Below are 20,230 nucleotides of genomic sequence, written 5' to 3'. Positions count from 1 at the left end.
CGACCGCTCGTCCGTCACGGCCGGCCCCTGGACCGCCGATCATGAGCGCCGCCGACGCCGCGGCGCTGAAGAAGGCGAACTCGTCCAGCGGCTTCCTGAACTGGATCGAGAAGGTCGGCAACAAGGTGCCCGACCCGACGATCATGTTCCTGTACCTGATCGCCTTCATCGCGGTCCTCAGCTGGATCCTCAGCTGGGTCGGGGTCTCGGTGACGGATCAGGTGGCCACGCCGGTGTCGACCGGCGAGTTCGAGCAGCTGAACGATCAGTTCGGCAGCCACTGGATGATCTACGACACGTCCACCGGCGAGCCGGCGGTGATCCCGAAGTACATCGTCGAGACCCGCACCTTCGCGGTGCAGAACCTCCTCTCCATCGAGGGCCTGCGCTTCTTCTTCACCTCCTTCGTCGACAACTTCGCCGGCTTCAGCGTCGTCGCGACCGTGCTGATCGCGATGGCGGGCGTCGGCGTCGCCGAGCACGCCGGCCTCATGGGCGCTCTCATCCGCCGCGTCGTGAAAGTCGCCCCGCGCCGCTGGCTCGCGGTCATCCTGCTGTTCGTGGGCGTGCTCTCCTCGGTCGCCACCGATGCCGGCTACCTGATCCTCGTGCCCCTGGCCGCCGCGGCGTTCCTCACCGTCGGGCGCCATCCGCTCGCGGGTCTCGCGGGTGCGTTCGCCGCGGTCGGGGCCGCGTTCGGCGCGAACATCCTCATCACGCCGAGCGACAGCATGCTCACCGAGGTCACGAACGGCGTGCTGACGGCCGCCGGGATGAAGCCGATCGCGGTCACGCACAACCTGTACTTCGGCATCGTCTCCACCTTCCTGCTCACGATCGTCGCCCTGCTGGTGACGATGTTCGTGACCGAGAAGCGGCTGGGGACTTACGACCGGACCGAGATGACGATCGTCGACGACGCGGACGGCATCGACCACGACGCCGAGGCGCGCGGGCTGAAGTTCTCCGGTCTGGCACTGCTGGGGTTCGTGCTGGTGATCCTCGCCCTCACGCTCCCGCCGGGCGCGCCGCTGCGGGCACCGCAGACGGGCGACGTCGCCGGCACCAGTCCGTTCATGGCCAGTCTCGTGTTCATCATCTCCCTGGCGTTCCTCGTCTGCGGTGTCGCTTACGGTTACGGGGCGAAGACGCTGCGGGGCGGATCCGCCGCCGTCGGCGCGATCGCCAAGACGTTCGGCTCGCTCGGCGGGCTGCTCGTGATGTTCCTGATGATCGCCCAGTTCATCGCCCTGTTCAACTGGACGAACCTGCCCACCGTCGCGGCCATCGCCGCCGCGGAGGCGCTGCAGACCGCGCAGGTGCCGGCGATCGTGCTGCTGATCGCGTTCATCCTGGTGATCCTGATCCTGGACTTCATCCTCCCGGGCCTGGTGCCCAAGTGGGTGATCTTCGCGCCGGTGTTCATACCGATCTTCGCGTCCCTGAACGTCGCGCCGCAGACGCTGCTCGCGGCCTATCGCGTCGGCGACTCCCCGGTCAACGTGCTCACCCCGCTCATGGTCTATCTGCCGTTCATGGTGACGGTGGCGCAGCGCTACAAGAAGGACGCGGGCATCGGCACGATCATCGCGCTGATGATCCCGTACGCGCTGTGGATGCTCGTCTCGTGGGCGGCACTGTACATCGTCTGGTTCCTCCTCGGCATCCCGTGGGGACCGGGCTCACCCGTCCAGATGTGACCGCGTCGACCGCATGACCCCGATGGCCCGAAGGATGAAGGAGCAGAACCCATGACCCGAAGCCCGAACAAGCTCATCCCCGCCGGCTTCCGCACCGTCCCCGGGCTCGACGCGCTCGACGCGGCCGTGGTGACCGCGGGTCCGCCCGCCGCGGACGCGCAGGCGCTCGGCGTGGGCGTCACGAGCGACGGCGCCGTGCCGCCCGAGCTCGGCTTCGACCGTGCGGCGCTCGCCGATGCCGGCTTCGAGGCGAAGGCCGGATCCGTCCTCGTGCTGCCGCAGGCGGCCGGCCCCGACCTCATCGCCGTGGGACTCGGCCCGAGCGCGGAGCTGAGTGCGGCCGTGCTGCGCGATGCGGCGGCGGCTTTCGTGCGGGCCGCGGCGACCCGCGCCCGGCTCGCGCTGCGTCTCGCCGCGATCGGCCCCGTGGCCGCGGCCGACGCGGTGCGGGCCCTCGCCGAGGGCGCGCTGCTGGGCCGCTACCGCTACACGGAGCTGAGCGCGACGTCGAAGCACGTCGCGCTCGAGGCGCTGTCGCTCGAGGTGCCGGGGGCGGATGCCGCGGATCAGGCGCTCGCGGCCGCCGTGACCTCGGCGCGTGCGGCGATCGTCGCGCGCGATCTGGCGAACACCCCGCCCGGGCACCTGACCGCCACCGATCTGGGCGACATCGCGGTCGCCCTGGGCGAGCGCTTCGGGTTCGCCGTCGAGCTCTTCGACAAGCAGGCGCTCATCGAGCTCGGCTGCGGCGGGCTGCTCGGCGTCAACCAGGGCTCGGTGGAGGAGCCCCGGATGATCCGGCTGGAGTACGCGCCGGAAGGGGCGACGCGACACCTGGGCCTGGTCGGCAAAGGCATCATGTACGACTCCGGCGGTATCAGCCTCAAGCCGAGCGACCCGATGCACCTGCTCATGAAGATGGACATGGGCGGGGCCGCCGCCGTGCTGGGCGCGTTCACGGGCCTGCGCGACGCCGGGGTCGATGTGCGCGTGACGGGCTGGCTCATGTGCACCGACAACATGCCCTCGGGCACCGCGTACAAGCTGGGCGACGTGCTCACGGCGCGCGGCGGCACCACGGTCGAGGTGAAGAACACCGACGCCGAGGGGCGCCTGGTGATGATGGACGCGCTGGTGCTCGCGAACGAGGCCGAGGTCGACGCGATCGTCGACATCGCGACCCTCACGGGGGCGGCACTCGTCTCGCTCGGACCGGCGACCGCCCCGGTGTTCGGCAACGACCAGCGCATGATCGATGCGGTGCGCGACGCGGCCGCGGCGGTCGATGAGCCGGTGTGGCAGCTCCCGCTCGAGAAGAAGTACCGACCGCAGCTCGACTCGGCGATCGCCGACATCGCCAACCTGGGCGGCCCCTTCGCCGGCGCCACCACCGCCGCGCTGTTCCTCGCGCACTTCGCCGGCGACACCCCCTGGGCGCACCTGGACATCGCCGGGACCATGCAGACCGAGAAGGACGACTCCTGGCGCACCGCCGGCGCCACCGGCTTCGGTGCGCGGATCCTGCTCGAGACCGCCCGCGCGTTCGGCACGGAGTAGGGCGCATGACCCCTCCCGCAGCGCCGAGGCCGCCCGGATCCTGACTGGAGCGGGTCTGCTTCCCTCCCCAGGGCAGGCCCGCTCCGCCGATCCCGGATCCTGCAGCTGCAGGATCCGGCCCACGTGCCGCAGGGCGACCGTCGCGTGCCGCGGGGTGACCGTCGCGCGCAGCGGGGTGACGGGGTTATCGTCGCTGCATGTGCCGGAACATCCGCTGTCTCCACAACTTCGAGCCTCCGACCAGCGATGACGAGGTGCGGGAAGCCGCCCTCCAGTTCGTCCGGAAGGTGAGCGGCTCCACGCATCCGTCCCGGGCGAACACGCCGGCGTTCGAGCAGGCGATCGATGAGATCGCGCAGGCCACCCGGCGCATGCTGGATCAGCTCGTGACCACCGCGCCGCCCAAGAACCGCGAGGCCGAGGCGGTCAAGGGCAGGCAGCGTCACGAGAAGCGCATGGAGCGCGAGGTCAGGATCCGCACGGCGACGCCCTGAGGTCGCCGCTCAGGCCGTGCGTCCGCATGGCGAGACGCCGAGTCGGCCGGCAGCGATGCGCGCGCTCCTCGTGATCCGGGCCCTCCGTGACATACGCTCGACGCGGAGCACGACACGAGGGGGCACCATGCGCAGACGTCAGGTCACGATCATCACGGGGGAGCCGGGCGCGTCGGCCGGAGGGTGGAAGATCGAGCCGTTCACCTTCGGTCTCGTCGGCGCCCTGGGCGTCCTCGTCGCCCTGCTGATCGGCGCGATCGTCGGGCAGCTCTCGACCGTTCTGGTCTACATCGGGATCGCGCTGTTCCTCGCCCTCGGACTCGACCCGATCGTGCGGCTGATCGAGCGGAAGCTCCCGCGCGGTGCCGCGGTGGCGATCGTGGTGGTCGTGGTGGTGCTCCTGTTCGCGGGCGTCCTGCTGGCGATCGTGCCGATCGTGGTGCAGCAGATCGCGCACCTCATCGAGACCGGTCCGAAGATGATCGACGACCTGCTGAACAGCGCCTGGTACACGCAGCTCGCCGCCCAGTACGGCGACTCGTTCAGCCAGGCCGTGGACGGGATCGCCAACTTCTTCAAGGATCCGGGCAACCTCACCAAGATCGGCGGCGGCGTGCTCGCGGTCGGCGCGGGCATCGCCGGCGGGTTCACCGGCTTCACGATCGTGCTGATCCTGACCCTGTACTTCATGGCCTCGCTGCGCGGGATGAAGCGCACCGCGGCCCGGTTCGTCCCGGCCTACCGTCGTGCCCGGTTCACCGAGATCGTCGAGGACGTGTCCGGCGCGGTCGGCCGCTACGTGATCGGTCAGGCGAGCCTGGCGCTCATCAACGGCGTGCTGAGCCTGATCTTCCTCACGATCATCGGGGCGCCGCTGCCGGCGCTGCTCGCCCTGATCGCGTTCATCGGCTCGCTCATCCCGCTCGTGGGGACGCTGTCCGGATCCATCATCAACTCGCTCATCTGCCTGTTCGTCTCGCCCCTGACCGCGCTGATCGCGTTCGCGTACTACCTCGTCTACATGCAGATCGAGGCCTACGTCATCAGCCCGCGCATCATGAGCAGGGCGGTGGCGGTGCCGGGCGCGCTCGTCGTGATCGCGGCCGTCGGCGGCGGCGCGCTCGGCGGGATCCTCGGGGCGCTCGTCGCGATCCCGGTCGCCGCGAGCGCGATCATCATCATCCAGAAGGTGGTGTTCCCCGCGCAGGATGCGAAGGTCGTCCCGCCGGATGAGGCGCGCACGGCCTGAGCCGGAGTCACCGACCGCGAGACCGATCCTCCGTCCCGAGACCGCACGATTCTTGCGCGGTCTCGGGACGGAGGATCGGTCTCGCGGCTCAAGGCGGGGGCAGGCGACGGTCAGGCCGCGAGGGCGAGGACCGCCTTCGCGCTCGTGGTGCGCCGGGCCGTCACGGCCAGGGTCGTCGCGACCAGCGCCAGCACGGTCCAGACCAGGAGTGCTGCGATCGCCGAGCCCGTGCCGTCGCCGCCGAGCAGGCCCGTCGCCGCGGGCGATGTGGGCAGGAACCCGGCGATCGCGGCGAGCCAGCCGGGCAGCGTCGAGATGATCCCCGCGCCGAGCGCGGCCACGCCGATGATCGCCGCGAGCCATCGCCCGATCCCGCCGAGCACGGCGACGAGCGCCTGGTTCACCGCGGCGAAGGCCACGCCCGCCAGCACGGCGACGCCGGCGAAGCCCCACCAGCGCGACGGGTCGTACTTCGCCACGACCTCGACCACGAGCGCCACCAGCAGACCCTGGCCCGCACCGAGGGCGGCGGCCGGGGCGAACGCGCGCAGCGCGAGCAGGGCCGAAGGGCGGCGCGAGGTGAGCGCCCGCGCGGTGAAGGCGCGCATCACTAGGAACGACACGAGACCGCCGAACCACAGCACCACGGCCGCCAGCAGCGGGATCGCGGTGGGGCCGAACATGCCGCCCGAGGTGTCGGCCTTGACCGGATCCGCGACGACCTCGGCGAGCGAGGACGCCTGGCTGTCGGTGCGCTTCGGCAGCGAATCCGCCGCCTGGTGCAGACCCGAGGCGAGGCTCGATGTGCCGGTCGCGAGGGATCCGATGCCGGTGCTGAGCTGGGATGCGCCGTCGGCGAGCTGCGTCGCCCCGGACTGCAGCCCCGTGGCGCCGGTGGCGAGGTTCCCCGCACCGGTCGCGCTCTGAGAGGTGCCGTCGGCGAGCTGGCCGAGCCCTGCGGAGAGCTGGTTGATGCCGTCGGCTGCGGTGCGGAGCTGGCCGGCGACCTTCGAGGTGGCGGCGGTGTTGAACTGGGAGAGCGCGGTGACCGAGGCAGCGGCGTAGCCGCTGGCGGTGCCGGCGGACGTGGCCGCTGTGATCGCATCCTGCGCGGCGCCGCCCACCGACTTGCAGAAGTCTGCGGAGGCGAGCGAAGGAGTCTTGGCGCAGTCCTGTGCCAGCTGGCCGAGTTTCTCGGCAAGTGCCGCAGTCTGGTCCGCCGACGTCTTCGCGTTGCTCGCGGTCGCCGCCGCGACTCCGCTGACGTCGGCCGGCACGAGCCCCTGCGCCTGCAGTGCATCCGCCCCCTGCGCGAGCCCGGCGCCGACCTGGTTCGCACCGGTCTGCGCGGATGTGATGCCGTTCGCGATCGTGCCGAGGCCGTTCGAGAGCTGGGACGCGCCGTCGGCGAGCTGGCCCGCCCCGTCGGCGAGCTTGGTCGCGCCGTCGGGTAGTGCGGCGGCTCCGGTAGCGGCCGACTTCGCGCCGTTCGCGAGCTGGTCGGCGCCGTCGGCGGCCTGACCGATCTTGTCGCCCAGGGTGCTGAACCCGACGAGCACGTTCTGCAGGGTGCTCTTCGAGATCGTCGTGCCCATGGTCGCGGCGGCCGTGGCGGCGATCTGGTTCGCGATGAGGCCGTCTGCGGCGCGAGCCTGCGGCGCCGTCGTGACCGAGATGGTCGCCTGCTCCGCCGAGGCCCCCGGATCCTGGATCGCGCTGCCGCCCGAGACCGCGGCGGCGGAGAAGTCCTTGGGGATCCGCACGACGGCCTGGTAGGTGCCGTCCTTGAGCCCCGCGGCCGCGTCCTTCTCGTTGGAGACGACCCAGGTGAGGTTCTCGTCCTTCGCGCCGGTGCCCTTCACGAGACCCGCGGAGAGCTGACGGCCGAGCGGCGCGAGCTGCCCGTCGACCTTCACGGGCTCGTCGTCGTTCACGATCGCCGCCGTCATGGTGTCGAGATGCTGCGTCGGATCCTGGAGGGCGGCGACGAGCACTCCGCCCAGCACGGCGGGCAGCAGCAGCACGCCGATGAGGGTGAGCGCCGTGATCGGCTTGTGCGTGCGGGCGCGTTCGATCAGCGCGGACAGACGGGAGGTCATGCGGTCACCTCGTCGAGGTCGGTGGCGGGCGCGTCGGAGTCGGCGCGAGACGAGACGCGGTGCCTCGTCAGGGACGGCGTTTCGTCTCGGTCGCCTGCGGCGTCCTCGCTCAACGACCCCGGGTGAGGGGCGCCTGCGGCGTCCTCGCTCAACGTCCCCGGGTGAGGGTCGCCGGCGGCGTCCTCGCTCAACGACCCCGGGTGAGGGGCGCCTGCGGCATCCTCGCTCAACGACCCCGGGTGAGGGGCGCCTGCGGCATCCTCGCTCAACGACCGGCGGGCGATGTCCGTCCACCCGGCGTCGGTCAGCAGCCGGGTGGCCGCGGAGGCATCGGCGGCGGTCGCGACGACGGCGAGAGCCCCGCGTCCCGCCGCGTCCCGCAGCATGGCCGCGGCCTGCTCGCCCTGCGCGAGGGTGAGGCGATCGGCGCCGTCGATCACGACGAGCGAGGTGCGCCCGCGCAGCGCCTCGCGCAGCTCGTGCAGCGGATCCGGCGCATCGGCCGCGGCGTGCGTCGTGTCGTCGACGAGCACCAGGCCGACGTGTGCGCGCACCCAGGCGGCGCGTCCCGGCAGCAGGTGCCCGGCCACGCGCAGAAGGCCCTCGGAGGGGAGGCGTCCGGCGAGCGCCAGCGCCACGGTCCGGCGCACCGCGTCGTCCCGTCCGGTGAGCACGAGTGCCGAGCCCGCCGGCACGCGCAGGTCGAGCTTCTCGACCGCACCCGGGACGGTCACGCCGTCGGCGGCGATCACCGAGTCGTCCCCCGGCCAGTCGGCCAGGTGCCGTTCGCGCTCGACCGCCTCGCCCTCGATGTCGACGCTCGGCAGGATCCGCTCGAGCCATGCGGGGATCTCCCACGCGCGCTCGCCGAGGATCGCCATGAGCGCCGGGATCAGGGTCATCCGCACGAGGAAGGCGTCGATCGCGATGCCCGCGGCGAGGCCCAGCGCGATCGGCTTGAGCGAGGAGTCGCCCTCGGGCACGAAGGCCACGAACACGGCGAACATGATGAGCCCGGCGGCGGTGACGACCTTCGCGGAGCCGGTGAAGCCCCCGCGCACGGCGCGCAGCGCGGCGGCCCGGCGCTCGGCGCGGTCGGGGCTGCGGGATCCCGCGTCGTGCACATAGTCCTCCCGCATCCGCGAGACCAGGAACACCTGGTAGTCCATGGCCAGGCCGAACAGCACGCCCATGAGGATGATCGGCATGAAGCTGATGATCGGACCGACCCGGGCGACGTGCAGGGCGTCGGCGAACCAGCCCCACTCGAAGACCGCGGAGACCACGCCGAACGCGGCCACGATCGAGAGCAGGTAGCCGAGCGCCGCGGTGACGGGCACCCAGATCGAGCGGAACACGATCGTCAGCAGCACGAGCGACAGGCCGATCACGAAGATGCCGAACGGCAGGAGCGCCGCGCCGAGCTGGTCGGAGATGTCGATCGCGACCGCGGTGAACCCGGTCACCTTCACGTCGATGCCGAACTTCTTGAGCCATTCGTCGTGGTGCGAGCGCAGCTCGCGCACGAGGTCGGCGGTCGCGGGGGCGTCCGGCGCGGTGGTGGGGATCACCTGGACGATGCCGGTGTCGGCGGTCTCGTTCGGGGTCGCGAGGGCGATCTCGGCGACGCCCGGGAGCTTGCCGACCGCGTCGCCGAGATCGTTCATCAGCCCGACCGGATCGTTCGAGGTGACGATCGTGCCGGTGAGGATGAGCGGGCCGTTGAAGCCGGGGCCGAAGTGCTCGGCGGTGAGGTCGTAGTTCTCGCGGGCCTCGGATCCCTTCGGCTGCACGCCGGAGTTCGGCAGGGCCAGGGCGAGACTCGCGGCGGGCACGGCGACGACGCCGAGTCCGAGCACGATCGCGATCGCGACGAGCACGGGGTGCTTCGTGACGCCGCCCACCCAGCGCTCCGAGAAGCGGCGGCGCGGGGTCGCGTCCTGCTGGCCCTTGCGCGGGCGACGCGGCCGGACGGGGCGGCCCACGACGCGCCCCTTCAGGAAGCCGAGGATGGCCGGGGTGAGGGTCACCGCGATCAGCACCGCGATCAGCACCGCCACGGCGGCGGCGATCCCCATCGTGGTGAGGAACGGGATGCCGGCGAAGCCGAGCCCGATCAGCGCGATGAGCACGGTGATCCCGGCGAACACCACCGCGGATCCGGCCGTGCCCGTGGCCCGCGAGGCCGACTCCTCCGGATCCACGCCGGCGCGCACCTGATCCTGATGTCGCGCCATGATGAACAGGGCGTAGTCGATCCCGACGGCGAGTCCGAGCATGAGGGCGAGCAGCGGCGTCGTCGAGGACACCGGGGCGAAGGCGGTGGCGGCGAAGATCGCGGCCATCGAGACGCCGACGCCGAGCATCGCGGTGAGCAGCGGCATGCCCGCGACCACGAAGGAGCGGAACGCGACGATCAGCACGAGGAGGGCGACGACCAGCCCGACGCCCTCGGTGATCGAGATCGCCGGGATCGACATCGAGAACAGGTCGCCGCCGATGACCGCCCTGGATCCCTTCGGCAGCTCCTTCTCGAGGTCGCTCACGGCCGTGCGCAGCGTGTCCTTGGTGGCTGCGGACACGTCGGAGGCCTGGCCGTCGAACTGCAGGCGCACGATCGCGGCCGAGCTGTCGTCGCTCACCATCCCGGTGACGTGCGTGTCGTAGGGGCTCGTCGCGGCGAGGACGCCGTGGACCTTTCCGAGGTCGGTGACCGTCTGCTCGATCGGATCCCGGTAGTCGGCGGCGGTGACCCGGTCGCCGGGTGCGGCCACGACGATGAACTGGGCGCTCGTGCCGCTTACCTGGGGGAAGGTGCGCTCGAGCTGCTCGAGACCGGCCTGGGATTCGGTGCCAGGGATCGTGAAGGAGTTGTCGGTGCCCTTGCCGAGCGCCAGGGCGGCGCCGCCGGCGATGCCCAGCACCAGCAGCCAGGCGACGAGCACGCGCCAGGGGTGGCGGAACGACCAGCGTCCGAGCGAGGAGAGCAGAGTCGACACGGTTCCTCCGGAGGGAGTTCAGGCGGGTTCGATACACTGATGTATTCGATACGTGAATGTATCGTAGAACGACGGCACCGGGATAATCTGTGCGCGGGATGTGAATCGCGCACAGCGGCGCGACGACGGAGGTGCAGATGACCGGCAATGCGACCAGGAGCCGAGAGAACACGCGGGCGCGGCTGCTCGAGGCAGCGGCGCTGGTGTTCGCCGAAGAGGGACTGGACGGGGCGACCGTCGAGGCGGTGTGCGAACGCGCCGGCTTCACGCGCGGTGCGTTCTACTCGAACTTCGAGTCGAAGGACGAGCTGTTCCTCGAGCTGGCCGGATCCGTGTCGGCCGAACGGCTCACCGCCGTGCGCGCGCGGGTGAACGAGCTGAACGAGGCCGGCGCGCTCGCCCAGGACTGCGACGCCACCACGCTCGTGCAGCAGGTCATGGACACCGGCAGCGACGACCGCCTGGGTGTGATGCTGCTCAGCGAGATCCGGCTGAGGGCGCTCCGCGACCACGCCTGGGGCCGGGCCTATCTCAAGCAGGAGCAGGAGATGGTCGACGGCATCGCGCGGATCATCGACGACATCGTCGCGACCGGCACGATGTCGCTGCGGGTCGAGCCGGAGGTCGCGGCCCGCATGCTGCTCGTCGTCTGGGAGGGCATGACCGTGCGGGGGGCGATGGCGGGCCAGGACGACGCCCAGCTGCGCCGCACCGGGAGCGTCGAGCTCGGACGGCTGGTGTCCCTGCTGCTCGGCTGAGACCCGGGTCCGGGGCGGCTCAGCGCGGATCCGCGTCCAGCAGCGCGTGGCAGCGGGTGAGCCGCGCGAGCCACCAGTCCCGGCGGGCGGCCGGAGCCTCCAGGCGGGCCAGGGCGGTCGCATCGGGCGTCACCCGGGCGGCGGACACGACCCCGCCGTGCGGGCGGGCATCGGCGACGTCGTCGGCGAAGAGCGACGCCGTGCCGAGGCCGCAGTCGTAGTCGAGCGCCGGCAGCGCCGCGGCCAGTGCCGCCCCGAGGGACAGGCCGACCGCCGTGTCCAGCGCGCTCGAGACGACGACGGGCAGCCCGGCCTCCGCGACGATGCCGAGCGCCCGGCGGATGCCGCCGAGCGGCTGCGCCTTGATCACCAGCAGATCCGCCGCCCCCGCGCGGGCGACCGCGAGGGGGTCCTCCGCCCTGCGCACGCTCTCGTCCGCGGCGATCGGGATGTCGAGATAGCGGATCCGCTCGCGCAGCTCGACGAGCTCGTCGACGCCCGCGCACGGCTGCTCGGCGTACTCCAGGTCGAACGGGGCCAGGGCGTGGATCGCGCGCTCGGCCTCGTCGACGTTCCAGCCGGCGTTCGCATCGATCCGGATCCGCCCCTCCGGCCCCATCTCCGCCCGCACGGCGCGCACGCGGGCGACGTCGTCGGAGAGCCCCTGCCCCGCCTCGGCCACCTTGACCTTCGCGGTGCGGCAGCCGTCGAAGCGCGCGAGCACGTCGGGCACCCGTTCCGCGGGCACGGCGGGGATCGTGGCGTTCACGCGGATCTCGTCGCGCACGGCGTCGGGGCGGGGGTGCCAGGCGTCCGCGATCGCGGCGGCCAGCCAGGTGGACGCCTCGGCGTCGTCGTACTCGGCGAAGGGCGAGAACTCGGCCCAGCCCTGCGGCCCCTCGAACAGCAGCGCCTCGCGGACGTCCACCCCGCGGAAGCGCGTGTGCATCGGGAGCGCGACCACCCGTGCGGTCTCGAGGATCTCGGCGAGCGGGGGGACGTCGGTCATGCCCCCATCATGCACCCGCCGGTATCGCCGGCGCGGGTGCGGCAGCTCGACGGCGCGGGCTCCGCCGCTCCGTCCGTGACGATCGGCACACCATGTGACGATCAGCACACGAATCGCCCGGATCCCTGTGCTGATCGTCACCGCGTGTGCCGATCGTGGCGGCCCCCGTCGGTCGCGGAGGAGGTCGGCCCGCGGATCCGGCCAGCGGGCTCGGGCCGTCGCCCGGCGCGGCTCAGCCGAGCCGCTTCTGCAGCTCGGCCATGCGCGCCGTCAGGGTGAATCCGAGGCGCGCGTTGACCGCGAGCATGTGCGCGTTCGACTCCGCGTTGAACGTGTAGACGCGAGGCGTCTGCGGGGAGTGCTGCTGCAGGGCGCGCAGGTTCTCGAGCTTGATGCGCAGGCCGATCCCGTGTCCGCGGTCCTCGCGACGCACCAGGGTGCCCCATTGATAGGCGTTCCCGTCATCCTCCGAGACGACGAGCTGCGTGTACCCGGCGACCCGACCGTCCGGTGCGATCGCGATCGTGCCGAACGAGGTGCGGTGCTGCGCCGCCTGCAGCGCCTCGTCCGCGCGGAAGTCCTGCACGTCGGCGGATGCGGCGTCGATGTCGAGATCACCCGTGGGCGCCTCGGTGTCCAGGCTGGCGTCCAGGGCCGCCCACTCGGCCACGAACTCCTCCGGGACCGGTCCGACCCAGCCTCGGATCCGGTACCCCTCCGCCGGGGCCTCGGCGACCAGTGCCGCGATGGCCTCGTCCGCGATCGGCAGGTCGAGCCGGTTCTGCAGGTCGCCGAGCGCGACGTCGTATCCGTGGCGGCGGGCGAACTCCCGATTCGCCGCGCCGGTGCCATCCGCGGGCAGGGACGCCGGCCAGAAGATGTCGGCGCGCATCGTGGTGCGACCCGCTCGTCCCGCCTCGTCCTCGAGCGCGGCGAGGAGCGCGGATCCGATGCCGCGGCGGCGGTGCTGCGGCGGGACGTTCACGCCCACGGCGGCGACGTGCCGATTGTCCTTGAGCGTCAGGGCGAGCGAGGCGGATCCGACGACGACGCCCTCTTCCGCCGCGACGTACGCCCGGCGGCTGAACCGGGCGGACTCCTGCTGCAGCTCGGCGCGGCTCTCCTCGCGGGACCAGACCGTCGCGTCCTCGCCGAGATCGGCCCGGCGGGCTACCGCATACGCGTCCCACCAGGCGTCCACCGCCGCGTGGTCGTAGGGGTCGACGGGGCGGATCTCGATCGTCATGCCTCCACGCTACGGGAGTGCGACAGGCAGGATCGTGCGATTGACAATAGTGTGTGAGACACAATATGGTGTTGACCATGAACGACGAGGAGTTCGACGGGCACCTGCAGGAGCTGCGGCGCGGCACGATCGTGCTCGCGAGCCTGCGGCTGCTGCGCGAGCCCGGATACGGCTACGGCCTGCTCGAGCAGCTGAGCGCCGCCGGATTCCCCACCGACTCGAACACGCTCTACCCCCTGCTGCGCCGCCTCGAGAAGCAGGGATACCTCGTGAGCGAGTGGAACACCGAGGAGGCGCGCCCGCGCAAGTTCTACCGCACCTCCGACGCCGGGCTGCGCCTGGCCGACACTCTCAGCCGCGACGTGCAGGCGATCGCCGCCGCCGCGAAGAAGCTTCCCTGACCTCCTGGAGGAGAACATCATGGACACCGACACGTCGCTCGTCGAGCGATACGTGACCGCGGTCGCGCGGTCCGTCCCCGCCGCCGATCGGGCGGAGGTCTCCGCCGAGCTGCGCGCGTCGATCGCCGACGAGGTCGAGGGCCGCATCGCCGCCGGCGAGGAGCCCGCCGCGGCCGAGTACGCCGTGATCGCCGAGCTCGGGGATCCGATCGCCTACGCCGCGTCGCTCTCCGGCCGCCCGCTCGTGCTGATCGGCCCGCGCTACTACGCCGCGTGGCTGCGGCTGCTGCGCCTGCTGCTCATCATCGTCGTGCCCGTCGCCGCGCTCATCGCGGGGCTCGTCCGGGCGATCGGGGAAGGCGACGTGGGCGCGGTGATCGGATCCATGATCCCGGCGATCATCATGTCCGGCGTGCAGGTCGCGTTCTGGACGACCCTGGTCTTCGCCGTGCTGGAGCGGGTGGGATCCACCGGCGACACGGTGCTCGACTGGACGCCCGACAAGCTGCCGCGCACGGTGATCCCCACCGCGCGGCTCTCGGATCTGATCGGCATCGCCGTCATGACCGTACTGCTCGTCGGCTCCGTCGTCTGGGACCGGACCATCGGCTGGGGCGACCAGCACGTCCACGTCCTGGCGCCGGGACTGTGGCCGTGGGTGATGACCGCGTGGTTCGGGCTGCTCGCGATCGGGCTGGTCGTCGAGGCGATCGTCGCCGTGCGGGGGCGCTGGAGCGCACCGCTCGCGGCGGTGAGCATCGCGGCGAGCCTGGTCGCGATGATCGGCGCGATCATGCTGGTCTGGCGCGGTGCGGTGATCGCCCCCGACCTGATGGCGCGGATGCAGGCCGCGAGCACCCCGACGGCGGACATCGTGCAGATCGTGAACATCTCGATCACGGCGGTGCTGGGCGGGATCCTCATCGGCCTGCTGTTCGATGCCTACCGCAAGCTCGGTCTCGCCCGGGAGGTATGAGCGGTCCGCTGCGGGCGACAGCCGGAATAGGCTGGATCCGTGACTGACAAGCTCGTCTCCGACCTGTTCGATCCGGCTGAGTGGACGCTCGCCCCGGGCGCGGGGGAGTACACCGACATCACGGCGCACGTCTCGAACGACGGGCGGATCGCCCGCATCGCCTTCGACCGGCCCGAGGTGCGCAACGCCTTCCGCCCGCACACGGTGGACGAGCTCTACCGCGCGCTGGACGAGGCGCGGCAGGACCCCCGGATCGGCGTCGTGCTGCTCACCGGCAACGGACCGAGCCCGAAGGACGGCGGCTGGGCGTTCTGCTCGGGCGGCGACCAGCGGATCCGCGGGCGCGACGGCTACAAGTACTCCGAGGACGAGACCGCGGTGCCGGCCGAGCAGCAGGCTCGGGCCGGTCGCCTGCACATCCTCGAGGTGCAGCGGCTCATCCGGTTCATGCCCAAGGTCGTCATCGCGGTCGTGCCCGGCTGGGCGGCCGGGGGCGGGCACTCGCTGCACGTGGTCTGCGACCTGACGATCGCGAGCGCCGAGCACGGCCGGTTCAAGCAGACCGATGCGGATGTCGGATCCTTCGACGCCGGCTACGGATCCGCGTACATGGCGCGTCAGACCGGCCAGAAGTTCGCCCGCGAGGTGTTCTTCCTCGCCGAGGAGTACTCCGCCGAGCGGGCGATGCAGGCGGGGGCCGTGAACCGCGTCGTGCCGCACGCCGAGCTCGAGCGCGAGGCGATCGCGATGGCCCGCACGATCCTCACCAAGTCGCCCACGGCGATCCGCATGCTGAAGTTCGCCTTCAACGCCGTCGACGACGGACTGGTCGGGCAGCAGGTCTTCGCCGGCGAGGCCACCCGCCTCGCATACGGCACCGACGAGGCCGTCGAAGGACGCGACTCCTTCCTCGAGAAGCGCGAACCGGACTGGTCGCCGTATCCCTGGCACTTCTGATTCGCCGCGAGAAACCACGTCCCGCACGAGACGTCACGCGGGGACGGGATTCTCACGCGGGATCCGGTTTCTCGAAGATCGAATCGTAGGCCCTCGCACGGATCCGGGAAGGCGGTGCGCATGAGACTCGAGGCTCTCGACGGCGGGGACGCCGGTGCGGTGAGCGCCGCCCTCGCGGCGGCGCTCGACGGCACCCGGCCGCTGGCGCTCGGCTTCACGCCCGGAGCCGGCGACGTGGTACCGGAGGGAACGGCGGCGGTCATCGCCACCTCGGGTTCCACCGGGGTGCCCAAGCGCGTCGTGCTGTCCGCGGCGGCCCTGCGGGCGAGCGCCGCGGCGACAGCGCAGCGGATCGGATCCGGGCAGTGGCTGCTCGCCCTCTCGGCGGGATACGTCGCCGGCCTCCAGGTGCTCGTGCGGGCGCACCTCGCCGGCACCGAGCCGGCGCTGCTGGAGGGACGGTTCACCCCCGCGTCGTTCGTCGCCGCCGGCGACGGCCTCGGGCCGGGTCCCCGGTACACCTCGCTGGTGCCCGCGCAGCTCGCGACGCTCCTGGACGCGGCGGGGGATCCCGACGTGCGCCGCGTCCTCCGCTCCTTCGAGGCGGTGCTCATCGGCGGCCAGGCGCTCCCGCCCGCGCTCCGCGAACGCGTGGCGGATCTCGGTGTGCGCATCGTGCGCACCTATGGATCGAGCGAGACCGCGGGCGGTTGCGTCTACGACGGGGTGCCGCTGGACGGCGTGCGCGTCGCGGCGGTCGACGGCGAGATCCGCCTGAGCGGGCCGACCCTCGCGGACGGCTACCTGCGGGACGACGAGCTCACGGCGCGCACGTTCGTCGCCGATGCGACCGGCGCGCGCTGGTACCGCACCGGTGACGCGGGGACCATCGCCGACGGCCGCGTCGCCGTCACCGGCAGGATCGACAACGTCATCGTCTCGGGCGGCGTCAACGTCTCGCTGGACCGGGTCGAACGGGCGGTCCGCACGGTGCCCGGTCTCGAGGGTGCGGTCGTCATCGCGGTGGACGACGCCCGGTGGGGGCAGGGTTCCGCCATCGTCGCCGCCCGCGCCGCCGACCCCGCCGGGCCGGCCGCTTCCGGCCCGGTCGCGCAGGGAGCCCTCCTCGCCGCCGCCCGGGACCGGGTGGCGGACGAGGTCGGGGCCGCCGCGCGCCCCGGCCGGCTCCTGCTCCTGGACGAGCTCCCGCTGCTCTCCTCGGGCAAGCCCGACCGGCGCGCGATCGCCGCGCTCGCCGCAGCGCACGCCGTGGCGGATACATCTCCCGGCGGATGACCGCGCCGGATCCGGTCGCGTACCGTGAGGGGGTGTTCCGCAGCATCCCGCGTTTCTGGCTCGTGTTCGACATCGTCGGCAGCGCCATCGGCCTGCTGCTCACCCTGCCGCTGACGTACACGTTCGAAGCGGGCACGATGAGCCGCTGGATCCCGGACGGCCCGGCATCGCTGCTGCTGGTGCTTCTGGTGGCGGTGATCCTGTGGGGCGCGGCGGCGATCAGCCGGCTCTCCCCGGTGCTGGCGCTGATCGTCGCGTGGGCCGGCGCCGTGCTGCAGATGGCGTGCGGCTTCTCGCCGGGGGCGTACAACCTCGCGATCCTCGCCGTGGTGTTCGCGACTTCGGCGTGGGGCTCGGTGCGACTGCTGTGGATCGGCGGGGCCTCCGCCCTGGGCGGCGGGCTCCTCGCGGGCGGCTACATGTCGCTCATCAACGAGCAGTCCCTCGTCCAGGACCCCCAGACCGGCCTGCGCGTGGCGCTGGTCGCCGTGCTGCTCGGCACCGTGTCCGTGCTCACCCTGGTGATGGCGTGGGGCGCGGGTCTGCTGTGGCGGGTCGTGCTGCGGGGCCGGAGCACCCGAGACGCGCAGGTGCGCGCCGAGGCGGTCGCGGCGGCTGAGCAGGAGCGGGTGCGGATCGCCCGCGACATGCACGATGTGGTCGCCCACTCGCTCGCGGTCGTGATCGCGCAGTCCGACGGCGCGCGGTACGCCGCGGCGGCCGACCCGGCGCAGGCGACCGCCGCGCTGACCACGATCGGGCAGACCGCGCGGGCCGCCCTCTCCGACGTGCGACTGCTGCTCGCGCAGCTGCGGCACAGCGAGGGGCAGGGGCCGCAGCCCACCCTCGCCGACCTCGAGACGCTGTACGCGCAGGTGCGCGCGGCGGGCATCGAGCCGCGTGTCACCGTCGACCCGATGCCGCCCGGGGAACCTCCGGCCGGCATCCAGCTCGCCGTCTACCGCATCCTGCAGGAGGCGCTGACGAACGCGATCCGGCACGGCTCGGGCGACGTCGACGTCTGGCTCGGCTGGCACGCCGACGGCGTGCGGATCACGGTCCGCAACGGCGTGCCCGCGACGCCGCGGCAGGCGCACGCGGAGCGCGGCCACGGCCTCATCGGCATGCGCGAGCGCGCGCAGCTCGTCGGCGGAACGCTCACCGCGGAGCACGAGGCGGCGGGCTTCGTGGTCCGTGCGGCGCTGCCGATCGGATCCGCGCCGGCGTGACCGCAGGATCGGGCCGCCCCGGCCCTGGCGCGAGGAGCCGGGGGCAACGATGACAGACTCTTGTCAGAGGCGCGGCGACTCCGCGCGGAACGAGGAGGCAGGATGATCCGGGTCGTGCTGGTCGACGACCAGGCGCTGTTCCGCGCCGGAATACGCATGCTCGTCGCGTCCCAGCCCGATCTCGAGGTGGTCGGGGAGGCGGGCGACGGCCAGGAGGCGATCCAGGTCGTCCGCGAGACGCGTCCGGACGTGGTCATGATGGACATCCGGATGCCCGTGATGGACGGACTGACCGCGACGGCGCACATCCTGGAGCAGGCGGATCCGCCCCGCATCGTGATGCTCACGACGTTCGACCTCGACGAGGCCGCGGCGCGCGCGATCCGTCAGGGCGCGAGCGGGTTCCTCCTCAAGGACGCGGATCCGGAGTTCCTGCTGGCCGCGATCCGCACCGTGCACTCCGGCTCCAGCGTGATCGCCGCCTCGGCCACCCGCGACCTGTTCGCGCACTTCGCCGCCCCCGCGCAGGCGCCGGTGCCGCCCAGCTACGACGACCTCACCGAGCGGGAGAAGGAGATCTTCGCGCTCGCCGCCCGCGGGTTGTCCAACGCGGAGATCGCCGCGCGCGAGTTCCTGTCCGAGGCGACGGTGAAGACGCACATCAGCCGCATCCTCACCAAGCTGGCGCTGCGCGATCGCGTGCAGCTCGTGGTGTTCGCGTTCGAGCACGGCCTGAACTGACGCCGCGTGCGCCGCGCGTCACTCCTCGGGGTGCAGCAGCTCCCGCAGGGCGCGGGCCGCGCGGGTCGGGTTCGCCCGCCACACCACGCCCAGGCGCGAGCGCACATCGGCGGCATCGATCGGGATCGCGCGGATGCCCTCCCAGCGCCGGCATGTCGCGGCGCTGACGACGCCGACCCCGAGCCCGCGCACGGCGAGCTTCTCCACGGCGGAAGGCGTGGACACCTCCCAGTGCGGCGCTCCCGCTCCGGGGCGCCCGGACAGCAGCGCGTCGAGCGCGGCACGGTCGCCGGTGCCCTCGGGCAGTGCGATGAGGTCCATGCCGACGAGCTCCGCGGGGCGGATCGCGCGCCGCGCGGCCCAAGGGTGGGACGGGGAGACCACGGCGACCATCGGATCGTCGAACACCACCGCGGAGCCCAGATCCGCTGGCGGCTGCTCGGCCCAGGCCGCCAGCGCGAGGTCGATCTCGCCGCGCCGGACCGCGTCGATCAGCCGCGCCGAGGTGTCCTCGCGCAGTCGCAGCTCGAGGCCGGGGTGCGCGGCGCTGATCTCGGCGAGGGCGTCGTAGAACCGCGGCCAGGTGAGGCCGAACACCGTGCCGACGCGCAGGGATCCGAGCAGCAGCCCGCGCAGGTCGGCCGCCGTCGCGCCGATCTCGCCGATCGCCTCGAGCGCCGCGCGGATCGCGGGCATCAGGCGCTCGCCTTCCTGGGTGAGGGCGACACGGCGGGAGGTGCGGTCGAACAGCGCGACGCCGAGCTCGCGTTCGAGCTTCTGCACCTGCGTGCTCACGCCGGACTGACTGACCCGTACGCGCTCCGCGGCCGCGGTGAAGGAACCCGTCTCGACGACGGCCAGGACGTAGCGCAGCTGATGAAGTTCCATCTCTGAGACAGATGATAGCGATGGGAATCAGCTGTTGGACGGATGAATTCCGATCGCCCAGGCTGAAGAGGACGAAAGGAAGACCATGACCCTCACCGACAGCATGACCCCGGCCGAGCCGACCGTCCCCGTCCCCGTCCGTCTCGACATCGACACGGTCGCGCCGCGCTTCTCCCGCGCGCTCGCGGGCCTCGACGCCGCGATGGTGCGCGAGCTCGACGCGGCGGGCATCGACGCCCGGCTGCGCGAGCTGGTGCGCCTGCGGGCTTCGCAGATCAACGGCTGCAGCTACTGCGTCGACCTGCACGCCGGCGACGCCGCGAAGGCCGGAGACACCGCCGCCCGCATCGCCGCGGTCGCCGTGTGGCAGGAGTCGCCGTTCTTCACCGCCCGCGAGCGCGCCGCGTTCGCGCTCACCGAGAGCATCACCCGGCTCTCCGAGACCCACGTGCCGGATGCGGACTGGGCCGCCGCGGCCACGCGCTTCTCGCCGGAGGAGCTCGGCGCGCTCCTCTCGCTCATCGTCGTGATCAACGCCTGGAACGCCGTCGGGGTCTCGACCCACGCCTGGACGGGGTCGATGTAGGCGAAGGGCGGGCGCCGCTGGGCGCCTGCTCGCGGAGCCGCAGGG

The 20,230-nt window shown here is 72.2% G+C and carries 17 protein-coding genes; 12 read left to right on the top strand and 5 right to left on the bottom strand.

Translation table 11 applies throughout. The features are described 5' to 3' along the window. Positions 1-41 precede the first annotated feature (41 nt). The 4 genes from J8G10_RS01830 to J8G10_RS01815 all read left to right on the top strand — a co-directional run bounded on the left by J8G10_RS01830 (position 42) and on the right by J8G10_RS01815 (position 5,000). A complete protein-coding gene (locus J8G10_RS01830) occupies positions 42-1,700 on the top strand; it encodes an AbgT family transporter (protein WP_251438771.1) in 1,659 nt (552 codons plus the stop codon). 51 nt (positions 1,701-1,751) lie between these two features. Then, the gene (locus J8G10_RS01825) at positions 1,752-3,257 is read left to right on the top strand and encodes a leucyl aminopeptidase (protein WP_251438770.1); all 1,506 of its coding nucleotides are present in this window, start codon (positions 1,752-1,754) and stop codon (positions 3,255-3,257) included. Between the two features lie 197 nt (positions 3,258-3,454). Further along, positions 3,455-3,751, top strand: coding sequence for a DUF2277 domain-containing protein (locus J8G10_RS01820; protein WP_251438769.1), 297 nt, complete (start codon positions 3,455-3,457; stop codon positions 3,749-3,751). Positions 3,752-3,878: 127 nt separating this feature from the next. After that, positions 3,879-5,000, top strand: coding sequence for an AI-2E family transporter (locus tag J8G10_RS01815; RefSeq protein ID WP_251438768.1), 1,122 nt, complete (start codon positions 3,879-3,881; stop codon positions 4,998-5,000). 110 nt (positions 5,001-5,110) lie between these two features. Here the strand turns inward: J8G10_RS01815 and J8G10_RS01810 are convergent, their stop codons facing one another. Both J8G10_RS01810 and J8G10_RS01805 read right to left on the bottom strand, forming a co-directional pair. Then, positions 5,111-7,099, bottom strand: a complete 1,989-nt coding sequence (locus J8G10_RS01810) for a YhgE/Pip domain-containing protein (RefSeq protein WP_251438767.1) — start codon at positions 7,097-7,099, stop codon at positions 5,111-5,113. Then, entirely contained in the window at positions 7,096-10,098 is a 3,003-nt protein-coding gene (locus J8G10_RS01805) for an efflux RND transporter permease subunit (RefSeq protein WP_251438766.1), read from the bottom strand. Before J8G10_RS01805 ends, J8G10_RS01810 begins: the two co-directional genes overlap by 4 nt. 137 nt (positions 10,099-10,235) lie before the next feature. On the opposite strand from J8G10_RS01805, the gene J8G10_RS01800 reads away from it, so the two are divergent. Continuing rightward, complete coding sequence (locus J8G10_RS01800) at positions 10,236-10,856, top strand: TetR/AcrR family transcriptional regulator (protein ID WP_251438765.1); 621 nt, start codon at positions 10,236-10,238, stop codon at positions 10,854-10,856. 19 nt (positions 10,857-10,875) lie between these two features. On the opposite strand, the gene J8G10_RS01795 is transcribed toward J8G10_RS01800, so the two are convergent. Together J8G10_RS01795 and J8G10_RS01790 are read right to left on the bottom strand one after the other, a co-directional pair. After that, entirely contained in the window at positions 10,876-11,865 is a 990-nt protein-coding gene (locus J8G10_RS01795; RefSeq protein ID WP_251438764.1) for an o-succinylbenzoate synthase, read from the bottom strand. A gap of 232 nt (positions 11,866-12,097) precedes the next feature. Further along, positions 12,098-13,111 (bottom strand): GNAT family N-acetyltransferase, encoded by a 1,014-nt coding sequence (locus tag J8G10_RS01790; RefSeq protein ID WP_251438763.1) that lies wholly within the window; start codon positions 13,109-13,111, stop codon positions 12,098-12,100. Positions 13,112-13,188: 77 nt separating this feature from the next. Between J8G10_RS01790 and J8G10_RS01785 the strand changes: the two genes are divergently transcribed. From J8G10_RS01785 to J8G10_RS01760, 6 genes are all read left to right on the top strand, one after another. Next, positions 13,189-13,512: a PadR family transcriptional regulator gene (locus tag J8G10_RS01785; protein ID WP_251438762.1), complete on the top strand. Its 324-nt coding sequence runs from the start codon at positions 13,189-13,191 to the stop codon at positions 13,510-13,512. A gap of 19 nt (positions 13,513-13,531) precedes the next feature. Next, positions 13,532-14,488 (top strand): permease prefix domain 1-containing protein, encoded by a 957-nt coding sequence (locus J8G10_RS01780; RefSeq protein ID WP_251438761.1) that lies wholly within the window; start codon positions 13,532-13,534, stop codon positions 14,486-14,488. A gap of 39 nt (positions 14,489-14,527) precedes the next feature. After that, the gene (locus J8G10_RS01775) at positions 14,528-15,445 is read left to right on the top strand and encodes a 1,4-dihydroxy-2-naphthoyl-CoA synthase (RefSeq protein ID WP_251438760.1); all 918 of its coding nucleotides are present in this window, start codon (positions 14,528-14,530) and stop codon (positions 15,443-15,445) included. A gap of 120 nt (positions 15,446-15,565) precedes the next feature. Beyond that, positions 15,566-16,741 carry an AMP-binding protein gene (locus J8G10_RS01770; protein ID WP_251438759.1) on the top strand — a complete coding sequence of 392 codons (1,176 nt, stop codon included), beginning with the start codon at positions 15,566-15,568 and terminating at the stop codon, positions 16,739-16,741. Positions 16,742-16,773: 32 nt separating this feature from the next. Beyond that, positions 16,774-17,970 carry a histidine kinase gene (locus J8G10_RS01765; RefSeq protein ID WP_251438758.1) on the top strand — a complete coding sequence of 399 codons (1,197 nt, stop codon included), beginning with the start codon at positions 16,774-16,776 and terminating at the stop codon, positions 17,968-17,970. A 102-nt stretch (positions 17,971-18,072) separates the two neighbouring features. Next, positions 18,073-18,711, top strand: coding sequence for a response regulator transcription factor (locus J8G10_RS01760; RefSeq protein ID WP_251438757.1), 639 nt, complete (start codon positions 18,073-18,075; stop codon positions 18,709-18,711). 18 nt (positions 18,712-18,729) lie between these two features. Here the strand turns inward: J8G10_RS01760 and J8G10_RS01755 are convergent, their stop codons facing one another. After that, on the bottom strand, positions 18,730-19,599 hold the full coding sequence (locus J8G10_RS01755) for a LysR family transcriptional regulator (protein ID WP_251438756.1): 870 nt from the start codon (positions 19,597-19,599) through the stop codon (positions 18,730-18,732). A gap of 85 nt (positions 19,600-19,684) precedes the next feature. On the opposite strand from J8G10_RS01755, the gene J8G10_RS01750 reads away from it, so the two are divergent. Continuing rightward, the gene (locus J8G10_RS01750) at positions 19,685-20,185 is read left to right on the top strand and encodes a carboxymuconolactone decarboxylase family protein (protein ID WP_251438755.1); all 501 of its coding nucleotides are present in this window, start codon (positions 19,685-19,687) and stop codon (positions 20,183-20,185) included. Positions 20,186-20,230: the final 45 nt, after the last annotated feature.

Source organism: Microbacterium sp. USTB-Y (genome assembly GCF_023703415.1).
In the GTDB taxonomy this organism is placed as follows: Bacteria; Actinomycetota; Actinomycetes; order Actinomycetales; family Microbacteriaceae; genus Microbacterium.
This window is presented reverse-complemented; position numbering and strand designations above follow the sequence as displayed.